At 67.1% G+C, this 14,569-nt stretch carries 12 protein-coding genes; 5 read left to right on the top strand and 7 right to left on the bottom strand.

Annotation, left to right across the window (positions count from 1 at the left end; translation table 11 throughout):
* Positions 1-38 precede the first annotated feature (38 nt).
* Positions 39-2,651 (top strand): TIGR02302 family protein, encoded by a 2,613-nt coding sequence (locus ACZ52D_RS04935; RefSeq protein ID WP_464442748.1) that lies wholly within the window; start codon positions 39-41, stop codon positions 2,649-2,651.
* Positions 2,652-2,836: 185 nt separating this feature from the next.
* Here ACZ52D_RS04935 and ACZ52D_RS04930 read toward each other — a convergent pair whose 3' ends face one another.
* Entirely contained in the window at positions 2,837-3,841 is a 1,005-nt protein-coding gene (locus ACZ52D_RS04930; RefSeq protein WP_464442747.1) for a zinc-ribbon domain-containing protein, read from the bottom strand.
* A gap of 229 nt (positions 3,842-4,070) precedes the next feature.
* Between ACZ52D_RS04930 and ACZ52D_RS04925 the strand changes: the two genes are divergently transcribed.
* From ACZ52D_RS04925 to ACZ52D_RS04910, 4 genes are read left to right on the top strand one after another with little or no spacing between them, the layout of a single operon-like run.
* Positions 4,071-4,748, top strand: a complete 678-nt coding sequence (locus ACZ52D_RS04925) for a cell division ATP-binding protein FtsE (RefSeq protein WP_222456303.1) — start codon at positions 4,071-4,073, stop codon at positions 4,746-4,748.
* Complete coding sequence (locus tag ACZ52D_RS04920; protein WP_222456302.1) at positions 4,745-5,644, top strand: cell division protein FtsX; 900 nt, start codon at positions 4,745-4,747, stop codon at positions 5,642-5,644. The genes ACZ52D_RS04925 and ACZ52D_RS04920 overlap by 4 nt, the downstream gene beginning before the upstream one ends.
* On the top strand, positions 5,641-6,393 hold the full coding sequence (locus tag ACZ52D_RS04915; protein ID WP_222456301.1) for a lysophospholipid acyltransferase family protein: 753 nt from the start codon (positions 5,641-5,643) through the stop codon (positions 6,391-6,393). Before ACZ52D_RS04920 ends, ACZ52D_RS04915 begins: the two co-directional genes overlap by 4 nt.
* Positions 6,371-6,976, top strand: a complete 606-nt coding sequence (locus ACZ52D_RS04910; RefSeq protein WP_464442746.1) for a pyridoxamine 5'-phosphate oxidase family protein — start codon at positions 6,371-6,373, stop codon at positions 6,974-6,976. Before ACZ52D_RS04915 ends, ACZ52D_RS04910 begins: the two co-directional genes overlap by 23 nt.
* 91 nt (positions 6,977-7,067) lie before the next feature.
* Here the strand turns inward: ACZ52D_RS04910 and ACZ52D_RS04905 are convergent, their stop codons facing one another.
* The 6 genes from ACZ52D_RS04905 to ACZ52D_RS04880 all read right to left on the bottom strand — a co-directional run bounded on the left by ACZ52D_RS04905 (position 7,068) and on the right by ACZ52D_RS04880 (position 14,384).
* Complete coding sequence (locus ACZ52D_RS04905; RefSeq protein WP_464442745.1) at positions 7,068-7,598, bottom strand: hypothetical protein; 531 nt, start codon at positions 7,596-7,598, stop codon at positions 7,068-7,070.
* Between the two features lie 51 nt (positions 7,599-7,649).
* The gene (gene lpdA / locus ACZ52D_RS04900) at positions 7,650-9,041 is read right to left on the bottom strand and encodes a dihydrolipoyl dehydrogenase (protein WP_417475630.1); all 1,392 of its coding nucleotides are present in this window, start codon (positions 9,039-9,041) and stop codon (positions 7,650-7,652) included.
* 92 nt (positions 9,042-9,133) lie between these two features.
* Positions 9,134-9,544 carry an MAPEG family protein gene (locus ACZ52D_RS04895; protein ID WP_464442744.1) on the bottom strand — a complete coding sequence of 137 codons (411 nt, stop codon included), beginning with the start codon at positions 9,542-9,544 and terminating at the stop codon, positions 9,134-9,136.
* Entirely contained in the window at positions 9,541-9,810 is a 270-nt protein-coding gene (locus ACZ52D_RS04890) for a hypothetical protein (protein ID WP_369928525.1), read from the bottom strand. The genes ACZ52D_RS04895 and ACZ52D_RS04890 overlap by 4 nt, the downstream gene beginning before the upstream one ends.
* A gap of 70 nt (positions 9,811-9,880) precedes the next feature.
* Entirely contained in the window at positions 9,881-11,419 is a 1,539-nt protein-coding gene (gene odhB / locus ACZ52D_RS04885) for a 2-oxoglutarate dehydrogenase complex dihydrolipoyllysine-residue succinyltransferase (RefSeq protein WP_464442743.1), read from the bottom strand.
* Positions 11,420-11,432: 13 nt separating this feature from the next.
* Positions 11,433-14,384: a 2-oxoglutarate dehydrogenase E1 component gene (locus tag ACZ52D_RS04880; protein ID WP_369928529.1), complete on the bottom strand. Its 2,952-nt coding sequence runs from the start codon at positions 14,382-14,384 to the stop codon at positions 11,433-11,435.
* Positions 14,385-14,569: the final 185 nt, after the last annotated feature.

Here is a 14,569-nt window from a genome sequence, read left to right as displayed (position 1 = left end):
GCGCGACCCTGCGCGGGCCACCTGCAGATGAGGCCCGCATGCCAAGTGACCGTCACGGCAACCAGACCCGCAACAGCCCGCCGCAACCGGAGCTGAGCCACCTGCGCTCGCCGCTGCGGCTGACGCAGGCGGGGATGGTGGCGGAGCGGGGCTTGCGTGCCTTCTGGCCGCTGGCATCGGTGCTGATGGTGGTGCTGGCAACGCTGATGCTGGGAGTGCACCAGTGGTTCGCGGCGGAGCTGGTCTGGGGCGCGGCAGCAGTGGCGCTGCTGGCTGGCGCTGTCGCCCTGGGCTGGGGATTGTGGCGGTTTCGCTGGCCCGGTCGCAAGGCTGCGCTGGCGCGACTGGATGAAACCCTGCCGGGGCGGCCGGTTTCGGCGCTGCTGGACCGGCAGGCAAGTGGCGCCGATGACGCGGCCTCGGCGGCGCTGTGGCAGGCGCACCAGCGCCGCATGGCCCAAGCGACGCGCGCCGCGCGTCCCGCCAAGCCGGATCTGAACATTGCCGCCGCTGACCCCTACGCGTTGCGCTACATGGCGACATTGATGCTGGCGGTGGCGCTTCTGTTCGGCTCGGTCTGGCAGGTGGCGACGGTGCGGGATCTGGGCCTCGGTCGCAGCGCCGGTTTGACCGGCCCTGCCTGGGAAGGCTGGGCCGAGCCACCGGCCTACACCCGGTTGCCGGTTCTTTACCTGAACGATCAGGCCGCAGGCGTGCTGGCGCTGCCGCAGGGCAGTCGCCTGACGCTGCGCTTTTATGGGGAAACCGGGGCGTTGACGCTGGTCGAGGACGTCTCGGGCGGCGCGGATGGCGGCCAGGGGACGGCGGTGGACGGCACCGCGCCGACCTTCAACGTGGCGCGCAGCGGGTCCGTGGAAATCAACGGTCCGGGCGGGCGCAGTTGGCAGGTCGAGATGATCCCGGATCAGCCGCCGCGTATCGCGGCGGCAGGGCAGCCGCAGCTGGCGGAGGACGGGGTGACCACCTTGGCGTTCTCGGCGCGGGACGATTACGGCGTGGCAGCGGGCCAAGCGCGGATTACCCTGGACCTGGCCGCGGTGGAGCGACGCCACGGGCTCGCCATCGACCCCGACCCGCGTGCGCCACTGGTGCTGGATCTGCCCTTGCCGATCACCGGCTCGCGGCAGGCATTCACCGAGCAGCTGGTCGAAGATTTTGCCCGACACCCCTGGGCCAACCTGCCGGTGGTGTTCACATTTTCCGTCGTCGATGAAGCGGGTCAATCCGCGGCGGCGGCAGGTTTCGGCGCGCCGCTGGTGACGCGGCGCTTCTTTGATCCGCTGGCGGCGGCGGTGGCCGAGCAGCGCCGCGACCTGTTGTGGGCGCGCGCCAATGCGCCGCGGGTGGCGCAGGTGCTGCGCACGCTGTCGCACCGGCCCGAAGGGGTCTTTCGCGACTATGGGGATTATCTGCGGCTGCGCATGATCCTGCGGCGGCTGGAGGCCCACACGGTGCAGGGCAGCATAGCCGAGGAGCGGCAGGAGGAAATCGCGGCGGCGCTGTGGGATCTGGCGATCCAGCTGGAGGAGGGCGACGTGGGCGATGCGCTGGAACGGATGCGCCGCGCCCAGGAGCAGCTGAGCCAGGCGATGCGCGATGGCGCCAGCGAGCAGGAAATCGCCCGCCTGATGCAGGAGTTGCGCGAGGCCACCCAGGACTATCTGCGCCAGCTCAGCCGTCAGGCCGAGGCCGAGGGTGAGATGGGCGCGCCGGGTGGCAATCCCCAGGACATGATGACCCTCAGCCAGGATGACCTGCAGGCGATGATGGACCGCATCCAGGAGCTGATGGAGCAGGGCCGCATGGCCGAGGCGGAACAAGCGCTGCGCGAGTTCCAGCAGATGATGGAAAACATGCGCATGACGCGCTCGCAGCAGGGGCAGGGCGGCGGCAACGAAGGCCGCGAAGCGATGGAGGGGCTGGGCGAAACCCTGCGGGAGCAGCAGGGGTTGTCGGATCAGGCCTTCCGCGATCTGCAGGAACAGTTCAACCCCGGTGCCCGCAGCGGCGAAAGCCAGGGCAACGAGGGCCGCGACGGCGGCCTGGGACGTGGCCAGCAGCATCAGGGTGGCCAGGGGGGACAGGGCGCCGACAGCGGTCGTGACGGGCAGGGCAGCGATGGCCGCAGCGGTCGCAGCGGCGAGGGCGGCTCACTGGCGGACCGCCAACAGGCGTTGCGCCAGCAGCTGCAGCGTCAACGCGACGGGCTGCCCTACCTGGGCGGCGAGGCTGGCGAGGCCGCGCGCGAGGCGCTGGATCGGGCCGGACGGGCCATGGAGGGCGCCGAACAGGCGCTGCGGGACGGCGACCGGGCCGAGGCGATCGACCGCCAGTCCGAGGCGATGGAAGCCTTGCGGGAAGGGATGCGCAGCATGGGCGAGGCGCTCGCCGAGCAGCAGCAGAACGGCCAGCCCAACGGTCAGGGGCAGCCCTCGGCAACAGCCGAAGGCGGGCGCCTCGACCCGCTGGGGCGCAGCAACGGTGGCATCGATGATGGCGGCAAGGTCGGCGAGGGGCAGGCCTATCGCCGCGCCTGGGACCTGTTGGAGGACATCCGCCGCCGGGCCGGAGAACGCGAGCGCAGCGAGCGGGAGCGCAGCTACCTGCAAAGGTTGCTGGACCGCTTCTGATAGCGAGGCCCGTTCCGATCGCGGAGCCGCCCGGGTCGATAGGGGCGCAGAAACCGACTTGGAGAGCGCATCGAGCCGGGCAACCCGCGGTCTTTCGACCGCGACCACAGGCGATGGCCAGCAAAGGTGACGGAAGGGTGGCGCGCTTGGGCAGAAAACGCGGGCGGCTTTTTCCCTGTGCCGCGTTACTGCGTGGTCATGCCCCGCACCTGGGTATCCAGCCATAGCCGCGCCTGATCGACCCAGGCGACATAGCTGTCGAGCGCCGGTTCCACCTGCGGCAGCGTGTCCGAGATCACCGTGGCCTTGTCATAGACCAGCACCAGCAGCAATCCGGCCACCACCGACAGGGTGAAACCGCGGGCAAAGTCGCTCCGCCGCCGCGGCGCGGGCGGGTGCGGATCGGATTGTGATGCCGACGGCGCGGTGTCGGCGCCGCTGGCGCGCAGGGTGGAGTTGATTTCCTCGATATCGGGCAGCAGTTCGCGGCGCTTGCCGGTTTCGGCAGCCGCGGCCAGCCGCGGATCCTCGCCGCGCAACCGGGCCATGCGGTCGCGGGCCTCGCGCCCGCGTTGCGCGTCCTCGGTTTCGGCGGCGCGTGCCGGGCGGCGGGGTTCCTGCAGGCCGAGGTCGGGTTGGCTTTCGAGGCTTTCAGCCTCCTTGGCACGCAGGGCAGCTTCGCGCTCGGCCTCTTCGCGCAGGATTTCGGACAGGGCCGGGTCCAGGCTGCGGCTGCGCACCGGCGGGGTCTCGTCCGGCTGCATGGGCGCAGTGTCCTCGTCCTCCTCTTCCACCTCTTGTGGCGCGGCGGGCACAGCCGGGTCCGGCCGGGACGTCGGCTCGTCACTGGCCTCGGTCTCTTCGCGGGGATCGGAGCTGGCGGGGGTGGACACCGGCGCGGCGGCCGGTTTCGGCGCTGGCTCTGGCTCTGGCTTTGGCTCTGGCTCAGGCGTGGAGGGCGCTTCCTGCGACGGCTGCTTTGCAGCGGCCGGGGCAGTGTGTTCCGCGTCGGTCTCCTGCGGTGCAGCGGCGCTGTCGGCGTCTGTGGTCGTCGGCTCCGCGGCCCGCGCGGCCGCGGCCTGGAACCAGGTTTCACCGCAGTTCGAACATTGCACATCGCGCCCTTCGGCCGGGATCACCTCCTCCGGGACTTCGTACTGGGCTGCGCAATTCGGGCAGGTCAGGCGCATCATGCTCTCCTCGGCACCATCCCGCCAGCCGCGGTTGCAACTGCGGGCGGCGGGTTGTTTTTCAAGGGATTATATGTGCACCCGTGCGCCGGTGAAAGGGTCAATCACGGGGGCTGGCCCGGCCTGCGCCGCGCGGCGGTATCCGCGCAACAGAGCCCCCATTGAAACTGCGTGCCCCTTGGGGCAAAACAGCCGGGTCCCGAACGCGGGACGTAACCAGGGGGCAGCCGTGATCGAGCTGGAGAACGTAGGCTACAACTACGGCGGCGGAGAGCTGCTGAATGCCGTGTCGGTGCAGCTGGCGCCGGGGTCGTTCCATTTCCTGACCGGCCCGTCCGGCGCGGGCAAGACCACGCTTCTGAAACTGTGCTACGGCGCGCTGACCCCGACCGCGGGGCGGGTGCGAGCCTTCAACATGGACGTGCAGGGACTGGACCGCGACCAGATGGCCTATCTGCGCCGCCGGGTTGGCGTGGTGCATCAGGATTGCCGCTTTCTGGACCATTTGCCGGTGATCGAGAACATCGCCCTGCCGTTGCTGGTTTCGGGCCGCGAGTTGAGCCACGAGGAGGCGAACCTGCGGGAGCTTTTGAACTGGGTCGGGCTCAGCGAGCGCGCCCATGCGCTGCCGCCGGAGCTGTCGGGCGGTGAACGCCAGCGGGCGGCGCTGGCGCGCTCGGTGATCCTGTCGCCGGATGTGATCATTGCCGATGAACCCACCGGCAACGTCGATTGGGAAATGTCGCAGCGGCTGCTGCAGCTGTTGGTGGAGCTGAACCGGATGGGCAAGACGATCCTGGTGGCCACCCATGACCTGTCGCTGATCCGTGCCGCCAAGAACCAGGTGCAGGCACGGGTGCTGCGGATTTCCAACCGGCAGTTGCAGCTGGCGGGGGCGGACCTATGACCGAGGGCAAGCTGCGCAAGCTGGTGCTGGGCGATACCCAGGCCAACCGGGTGGTGCCGCCCAGCGGATTTACCGCCCATCTGACCCTGTTCGTATCCGGCGCCATGGCGTTTCTGGCGGTGTTTGCACTGGCGCTGTCGATGGCCTCGGGGCGGCTGGCGGACCAATGGGCCGAGGAGCTGGCCCGTGCCGCTACCCTGCGCATCAACGCGCCGGCAGAGCAGCGCGTGGCCCAGACAGAGGCGGCGCTGGAGATCCTGCGCCAGACGCCGGGGGTGGCCACCGCCCGCGCCCTGTCCGGCGAAGAGCAGGCGGCCCTGCTGGCGCCCTGGTTCGGCGCGACCCTGCCCGCGGGCAGCCTGCCGCTGCCGCAGCTGATCGAGGTGACGGCGGATGGCAACGGCTATGACGCTACCGGGCTGCGGCTGCGCCTGCAGGCCGAGGTGCCCGGCGCGGTGCTGGACGACCACACCCGCTGGCGCGAGCCGCTGGTGGACGCGGCACGCTCGCTGCGGCGTCTCGCCTGGGTGTCGATCCTTCTGATCGGCGGCGCCACCGCCGCGATGATCACGCTGGCCGCAAATGCGGCGCTGGCGGCCAACGCCCAGGTGATCGAGGTCCTGCGGCTGGTCGGCGCGCTCGACAGCTATATCGCCCAGGCCTTCATCCGGCGGTTCACCCTGCGCGCGCTGAGCGGCGCGGCCGTGGGCGTGCTGCTGGGGATGATCGGGGTCTGGCTGATGCCGGAAGCCTCGGATGAGGGCGGCTTCCTCACCGGTCTGGGGTTCCAGGGCTGGGGCTGGCTGGTACCGCTGGCGATCCCGCCACTCGGCGCGCTGGTCGCCTTTGCCGCAACCACCCGCGCGGCCACCAAACGTCTGGGGGAACTTACGTGAAATTTGCGATCCAATGGCTGCGTTCGGCGGTCTTTACCGTGCAGATGTACCTGATGATGCTGCTGATGGGCATCCTGTTTGCGCCCTGGGCGGCGGTGTCGCGCAAGGGCGCGCGGATGGCCTGCAAAAGCTATGCGCGCTGGGTGCTGTGGACCGCCACCTGGATGGTCGGCATCCGCTCCGAGGTGCGCGGAGAAGTGCCGCAGGGCGAGGTGATCGTTGCCGCCAAGCACCAGAGCTTTCTGGATATCCTGATCATTTTCAACGCGCTGCCCTCGGCCCGCTTCATCATGAAGCGCGAGCTGATGTGGACGCCGGTGATCGGCGTCTATGCCAAGCGGCTGGGCTGCGTGCCGGTGAACCGCGGCAAGCGCGGCGCCGCCATCACCAAGATGGTGCGCGATGTCGCGGCCGAGAACCGCGAGCCGGGGCAGCTGGTGATCTACCCGCAGGGCACCCGCGTCGCGCCGGGGGCGCAGAAACCCTACAAAATCGGCACCGCGGTGCTGTACGAGGGGTTGAACCAGCCTTGCGTACCGGTGGCGACGAATGTCGGCGTGTTCTGGCCGCGCACCGGGATCTACCGCAAGCCGGGACTGGCGGTGGTGGAGTTCCTTGAGCCGATCCAGCCCGGCGTCGCTCGGGCGGATTTCATGACGCGGCTGGAGCATGAGGTGGAACGGCGCTCGGATGCGTTGATGGCCGCAGCTGGGTTTGAGGGACCACATGAATTATCTCAGCAGCATTGACGAGCTGGAGGCGCTTTACGGGACACCGGGAGCGCCTTCTTTACGTAAAGTGGCCCGGCAGATGACGCCGCTGTACCGCAAGTGGATCATGGCGTCGAAACTCTGCGTGCTGTCCACGGTTGGCCCCGAGGGCACCGACGGCAGCCCGCGCGGCGATGACGGGCCAGTGGTGGCTGAGCTTGACCCCGCCACCTTGGCGCTGCCGGACTGGCGCGGCAACAACCGGCTGGACAGTTTGCGCAACATCCTGCGGGACGGGCGGGTGTCGCTGATGTTCCTGGTGCCGGGATCGAACAACGTGGTGCGGGTCAACGGCATGGCGCGGCTGACCGCTGATGCGGACCTGCGGGCGCGGTTCGAGAAGAACGGCAAGCTGCCCGCCACGGTGATCGTCATCAAGATCGGCGAGATCTACAGCCAATGCGCCCGCGCCCTGATGCGGGCGGGCACATGGAGCGGTCAGGACGAGAGCGCAGGCCTGCCCACGATGGGCGATATCCTGGCCGAGCAGACCGCGGGAGAAGAGGGCGGTGCCGCCTATGACGCGGGTTGGGACGCCCGCGCGGCCAAGACCATGTGGTAACGCTTATACGCGGCGTGGCCAATAGAGCCGCTTCGGGAGTTGTCCAGCGGACGCGTACAGATGGATTCAGATCGCAGCGGTAACTTGCTGCCTATTGGCGGTTTGAGCGAGGGAGTGTGAGGCTCACGTGGCTACCTGAGGCATCTCCCCATTCCGGAAACATGTAAACGGATACGCCCCAGCGCTGAGGCGAGGCCACCTTCCCAGTCATCCATGCCCGAAACAGAACATCCTCGCCCATGGTTGCCTTTGGGTCCAAGGCCAGTTCCGGGAAAGCCACGGCCACAACCTGCTCGATGTCCGCGGCCAGCACGTCGCCTTCGGCTTTTGTGAGCGCATTCGGCGCATTTGTCGAAATGGAGCAGGTGTGTTCATCCAGAAGGAGGTAGCTTGCCGAAACAGGATCTGTCCATCGCCGCTCCCGTGGCAACAGGTCAGTCCTGACCAGCCCCAGCCCTTCTGGTGGCGCACTGAGCTGACCGCGCGAAAATGGCACACAAATGTCTGTGAAAAGCTGGACAGTGCGTTCAGGGCGGCTGGGTTCGTGCTTCAGAATACGGCCAAGCATCAAACCTGCTGCGAGACCGGCTGCACATACCGTGAGCAATATTCTGAGTTTCAATCGCTGGTCCTGCCAAAGACCCGGCCCCGCATTGGGGCCGGGCAGTTTCGATCAGCTGTGGATCGGGCCGTCGCCGCAGGCCAGTGCGGCTTCGCGCACGGCTTCGGAATAGGTCGGATGCGCGTGGCAGGTCAGTGCCACATCCTCGGCCGAGGCACCGAATTCCATCGCAACGCACAGCTCGTGGATCATGTCGCCGGCCGCCGGGCCGATGATGGCTGCACCCAGGATGCGGTCGGTTTCGGCGTCGGTGATGATCTTGACGAAACCGCCCTCGGCCTGGCCCACGGCCTTGGCGCGGGCGTTGCCCATGAACATGAACTTGCCGACCTTGACCTTCTTGCCCTCGGCCTTCAGCGCGTCCTCGGTCTGGCCGACGGTGGCCACCTCGGGCGTGGTGTAGACGACGCCGGGAATGACGCTGTAGTTCACGTGACCGTGCTTGCCCGCGATGACCTCGGCCACCGCCATGCCCTCATCCTCGGCCTTGTGGGCGAGCATCGGGCCTTCGATCACGTCGCCGATGGCGTAGATGCCCTTGACGTTGGTGGACCAGCGGTCGTCGGTGGCGATCTGGCCGCGTTCGGTCAACTTGACGCCAAGCGCGTCCAGCCCCAGACCCTCGGAATAGGGCTTGCGGCCGGTGGCGACCAGCACCACGTCGGCGTCCAGCACCACCTCGTCGCCGCCCTTCTTGGGCTGGTACTTGACCTTGGCCTTGGTCTTGGAGGTTTCCACCGACTGCACGGCGGCGCCCATCACGAAGTTCAGGCCTTGCTTTTCCAGGATCCGCTTGAAGCTGCGCTGCACGTCCTTGTCCATGCCGGGGCAGACCGCGTCCATGTATTCGATCACGGTCACCTCGGAGCCGAGGCGGGCATAGACCGAGCCCAGCTCGAGCCCGATCACGCCGGCGCCGATCACGGCCAGCTTCTTCGGGATCTTCGGCAGTTCCAGCGCGCCGGTGGAGGAGACCACGATCTTTTCGTCGATCTCGACGCCGGGAATGGAGGCAGGCACCGAGCCAGAGGCGATCACGATGTTCTTGGCCTCATGCAGATCGTCGCCGACCTTGACCTTGCCGGCCTCGGGGATCGAGGCCCAGCCCTTGATCCAGTCGATCTTGTTCTTCTTCATCAGGAACTCGACACCGCCGGTGTTCTGGCCGATGACCTCGTCCTTGTAGGCCTTCATCTGGTCCCAGTCGACCGAAGGGCTTTTGCCCTTGAGGCCCATATGGGCGAAGTTGTGCTCTGCCTCGTGCAGCAGGTGGGTCGAGTGCAACAGCGCCTTGGAGGGGATGCAGCCCACGTTCAGGCAGGTGCCGCCGAGGGTTTCGCGGCCTTCCACGATGGCGGTTTTCAGGCCCAGCTGGGCGCAGCGGATGGCGCAGACATAGCCGCCGGGGCCAGCGCCGATTACGATCACGTCATAGGATGCCATGTGTCATGTGCTCCTTTAGGGTTGAGCGGGGAGGGGGCGCTGCCCCCGGCCCTTGTGGGCCTCCCCCGGAGTGTATGGGCAAAGGTGAAGGGTCAAGTGAGACAGGCGGCCAGCATGGCCGCGGTTGCGAGGTAGCCGGCCAGCCAGATCAGGCTGCGCCAGGGCGTCCAGCCAAAGGCATAGGCGGGAATGTAGAGCACGCGCGCACCGAGGTAGAGCCAGGCGCAGGCGGCGGTGAGGGGCGAGGATTTCTGCGCCAGTGTGACCACGACGCAGGCGATGGTGAACAGGATCAGCCCCTCGAAATGGTTGTTCATCGCCCGCCACAGCCGCGCGGTGCGGCGCGAGACCTGGTCCTGCAGGTCGCTGCCCAGCCGGTCGCGGTCACGCGGGCCGAGGGTCTGGCCCGGCTTCAGCTCGAGGTTGGCCGGGACCGCCATGAGGGCGATCTGGAAGACCTGCAGCAGCGCGGCAAGGGTGAGGACGGTGAGTTCGGGGGTCATGTGCGGTGTGTCCGGGCTTTTACCCATAGGTAGAACGGGTAAATCCAGCCGAGGGCGGCATAGAGTGCAAACAGCTTGGTCGAAGGACGCTGCATTTGATGTTCGGATCCGCCGACGAATCCTAACAGCGTTGCGCCGGTGCAGACGATCCAGACCCAGAACCAAAAGGCTATCGGGCGCTGAGCCTTCCATGCGATCACGCGGTGTTTAAGCGCGAACAGCCTTGGGTATTCCTTTTCAGGATCCGGTTCGGGTTGATAGCTCATCCAGCCCACGCAATGCTTTGACGGTGCATCGGGCCGCTTATGGGCCCGATGCGGAGTGGCGGTGTGTGCCTTACAGATCCATCAGCAGGCGGCGCGGGTCTTCCAGCGCTTCCTTGACGCGGACCAAGAAGGTCACGGCGCCCTTGCCGTCGACGATGCGGTGGTCGTAGCTCAGCGCCAGGTACATCATCGGGCGGATTTCAACCTTGCCGTTGATCGCCACCGGGCGGTCCTGGATCTTGTGCATGCCGAGGATACCCGACTGCGGCGGGTTCAGGATCGGCGAGGACATCAGCGAGCCGTAGACACCGCCGTTGGAGATGGTGAAGGTGCCGCCCTGCATTTCCGCCATCGACAGCTTGCCTTCCCGGGCGCGCTTGCCCTTCTCGGCGATCGCCTTTTCGATCTCGGCAAAGGACATCGAATCCGCGTCGCGGATGACCGGAACGACCAGGCCGGTCGGGGTGCCGGCGGCGACGCCCATGTGCACGAAGTTCTTGTAGACGATGTCGGTGCCGTCGATCTCGGCGTTGACCTCGGGCACTTCCTTCAGCGCGTGGCAGCAGGCCTTGGTGAAGAAGGACATGAAGCCGAGGCGCACGCCGTGCTTCTTCTCGAACTGGTCCTTGTACTGTTTGCGCAGCTCCATCACCTCGGTCATGTCCACCTCGTTGTAGGTGGTCAGCATGGCCGCGGTATTCTGGCTGTCCTTCAGGCGCTTGGCGATGGTCTGGCGCAGGCGGGTCATCTTCACCCGCTCTTCGCGGGCGGCGTCATCGGCCGGAACCGGTGCGCGGACCTGGGCCGGGGTCGAGGCGGGCGCGGCGGCGGGTGCCGACTTGGCGGCGGCGATGGCAGCGGCGACATCTTCCTTCATGATGCGGCCGTCGCGACCGGTGCCGGTGACCTGGGCGGCGCTGAGGCCGGCTTCGGCCATCGCCTTCTCGGCGGAGGGCGCATTGGCCACGTCCTTGCCCGCGGCGGCGTCCGCTGCGGCCGGGGTCTGGCCTTCGGCGGGGGCGGCCGGAGCGGCACCCGCGGCACCGCCTGCGATCACGCCCAGCTGCGAGGCGGCCTGCACGGTGGCGCCTTCCTCGGCCATGATCTCGGTCAGCACGCCGGCGGTCGGCGCGGGAACCTCGACGGAGACCTTGTCGGTTTCCAGCTCGCAGAGCATCTCGTCCTGGGCGACGGTGTCGCCGACCTTCTTGAACCACGACGAAACGGTGGCTTCGGTGACCGACTCGCCGAGCGCGGGCACCATGACCGGCACCGGTGCGCCGCCGTCGCCAGCGGGTGCGGCGGCCGGGGCTGCGCTCTTGGTGCTGGCGTCGGAGCTGCCGCCGGCGGGGGCGGGCGCCGCGGCGCCGTTGGCTTCGGTCAGGGTCGCCAGCAGCGCATCGACGCCGACGGTTTCCCCTTCGGCTGCAACGATTTCGCCGAGGGTGCCGGAGGCGGGCGAGGGCACTTCGACCGTCACCTTGTCGGTTTCCAGCTCGCAGAGCATTTCATCGGCGCTGACGCTGTCGCCGGGTTTCTTGAACCAGGTGGCCACGGTGGCCTCGGTCACGGATTCACCCAGGGTGGGTACGCGGACTTCGGTGGTCATGTCTCTGTCTTCCTCAGATGCTCAGCGCTTCGTTCACGAGGGCTGCTTGTTGGGCTTTGTGTTCGCTGGCCAGGCCGGTTGCGGGCGAGGCCGAGGTGGCGCGGCCGACATAGACGGGCCGCGTGTGCTTGGCGCCGATGCGGGTCAGCACCCATTCGATGTTGGGCTCGATGAAGGTCCAAGCGCCCTGGTTCTTGGGCTCTTCCTGGCACCAGATCATTTCCGCCTGCTTGAAGCGTTCCAGCTCCTTCACCATGGAGATCGCGGGGAAGGGGTAGAACTGCTCGATCCGCATCAGGTAGATGTCGTCGATGCCGCGGGCATCGCGCTCTTCCAGCAGGTCGTAGTAGACCTTGCCCGAGCACATCACCACGCGCTTGATCTTGTCGTCCGCCACCAGCTGGGTGTCGGAGTTGCCCTTTTGCGCGTCGTCCCACAGCACCCGGTGGAAGCTGGAGCCGGTGGTGAAATCCTCGGCGTTGGAAACCGCCAGCTTGTGGCGCAGCAGGGATTTCGGGGTCACCAGGATCAGCGGCTTGCGGAAGGTGCGGTGCAGCTGACGGCGCAGGATGTGGAAGTAGTTCGCGGGCGTGGTGCAGTTGGCGACGATCCAGTTGTCCTGGCCGCACATCTGCAGGAAGCGCTCGAGGCGGGCCGAGGAGTGCTCGGGGCCCTGGCCCTCGAAACCATGCGGCAGCAGGCAGACAAGGCCGGACATCCGCAGCCACTTCGATTCACCCGACGAGATGAACTGGTCGAACATGATCTGCGCGCCGTTGGCAAAGTCACCGAACTGGGCTTCCCACAGGGTTAGCGCGTTGGGCTCGGCCAGCGAGTAGCCGTACTCGAAGCCCAGAACCGCGTATTCGGACAGCGCCGAGTCGATCACCTCGAACTGCGACTGGCCTGCGCGGATGTTGTTGAGCGGGTAGAAGCGTTCCTCGGTTTCCTGGTTCACGATGCCGGAATGGCGCTGCGAGAAGGTGCCGCGGGTGGCGTCCTGACCGGAGAGACGTACCGGGTAGCCTTCGAGCAGCAGCGAGCCGAAGGCCAGGGCTTCGCCGGTGGCCCAGTCAAAGCCCTCGCCGGTTTCGAACATCTTGGCGCGGGCGTTCAGGAAACGACCGACGGTCTTGTGCATCGGGAAGCCTTCCGGCACGCCGCTGAGCGCCTTGCCGATCTCGGCCATCGTGTCCGGCTCGATCGCGGTGCGGCCGCGCTGATAGTCGGCGTCCTGCTTGTCGAGGTGCGACCAGCGGCCGTCCAGCCAGTCGGCCTTGTTGGGCTTGTAATCCTTGCCGGCCTCGAATTCCTCGTTCAGGTGCGCCTGGAAGGCGGCCTTCATGTCCTCGATCTCGCCCTCGGGGATCAGCCCGTCGCGCACCAGCCGGTCGGTATAGAGGCTGAGCGTCGTCTTGTGGCCCTTGATCTTCTTGTACATCAAGGGGTTGGTGAACATCGGCTCGTCGCCTTCGTTGTGACCGAAGCGGCGGTAGCAGAAGATGTCCAGCACCACGTCCTTGTGGAACTTCTGGCGGAACTCGGTGGCCACCTTGGCGGCATGCACCACCGCTTCCGGGTCGTCACCGTTGACGTGGAAGATCGGGGCCTCGACCACCAGCGCGTTGTCGGTCGGGTAGGGCGAGGAGCGCGAGAAATGCGGTGCGGTGGTGAAGCCGATCTGGTTGTTCACCACGATGTGGATGGTGCCGCCGGTCTTGTGGCCACGCAGACCCGAGAGCGCAAAGCATTCCGCCACCACGCCCTGACCTGCAAAGGCAGCGTCACCGTGTAGCAGGATCGGCAGCACCTGGGTGCGGTCGACGTCGTTCAGCTGGTCCTGCTTGGCGCGGACCTTGCCCAGCACCACCGGGTTCACCGCCTCGAGGTGCGAGGGGTTGGCGGTGAGGCTGAGGTGCACCTTGTTGCCGTCGAATTCGCGGTCCGAGGAGGCGCCGAGGTGGTATTTCACGTCGCCGGAGCCGTCCACGTCATCGGGCTTGAAGCTGCCGCCCTGGAATTCGTTGAAGATCGCCCGGTAGGGCTTCTGCATCACGTTGGCGAGGATGTTGAGGCGACCGCGGTGCGGCATGCCGATCACGATGTCCTTCACACCCAGCGCGCCGCCGCGCTTGATGATCTGCTCCATCGCCGGGATCAGGCTTTCGCCGCCGTCGAGGCCAAAACGCTTGGTGCCGGTGTATTTGACGTGCAGGAACTTCTCGAAGCCCTCGGCCTCGACCATCTTGTTCAGGATCGCCTTGCGGCCCTCGCGGGTGAAGCGGATCTCCTTGTCATAGCCCTCGATCCGCTCCTTCAGCCAGGCGGATTGCTCGGGGTCGGAGATGTGCATGTACTGCAGGGCAAAGGTGCCGCAGTAGGTGCGCTTCACGATGTCGACGATCTGGCGCATGGTGGCGACCTGAAGCCCCAGCACGTTGTCGATGAAGATCGGCCGGTCCATGTCGGCATCGGTGAAGCCGTAGGTCTTGGGGTCCAGCTCCGGGTGGCTGGCGGCGGCACGCATGCCCAGCGGGTCGAGGTCTGCGGCCAGGTGGCCGCGGATGCGATAGGCGCGGATCAGCATCAGGGCGCGGATCGAATCCAGCACCGCGCGCTGCACCTGGTCATCGGTCAGCTCGACGCCTTTCTTGGCGGCCTGTTCCTTGATCTTCTTGCCTGCGCCCTGCGCCTCTTCCGGGGCCGGCCATTCGCCGGTCAGCGCGCCGGTCAGATCGTCCTGCGGGGCGGGCGGCCAGTCACCACGCGCCCAGGACGGGCCGTTGGCTTCTGCCTTAACGTCGAGTTCGGCATCGCCCATCTGGCGGAAGAACTCGGCCCAGGCGGCGTCTACCGCGCCCGGATCATTGGCGTATTGAGCGTAAAGCTGCTCCAGATACTCCGCATTGTGCCCCTGCATGAAGGAGGAGGCGTGGAAGAGGTCGTTGGGGCTTTGGTCGGTCATTTGGGTGCCTCTTGCGCGTTGGGACCGTAAATCAGTAAGGCCGGGACCAGGGCAGGGTGGCCTGCACAGGTTTCTAAATGGTGACGTGCGGTGTGGATCGCACAGCAGATGCGGCCGCGAAGGCCGCATCGACAGCGGTATCCCATGTCCGGCAGGCGCGCCGCCGGATCGCGGCCAGCGACAGC

Source organism: Leisingera sp. S2M4 (assembly GCF_055398055.1).
Note: the sequence above shows the minus strand (reverse complement) of the source record. Positions and strands in the feature narration are given on the sequence as shown.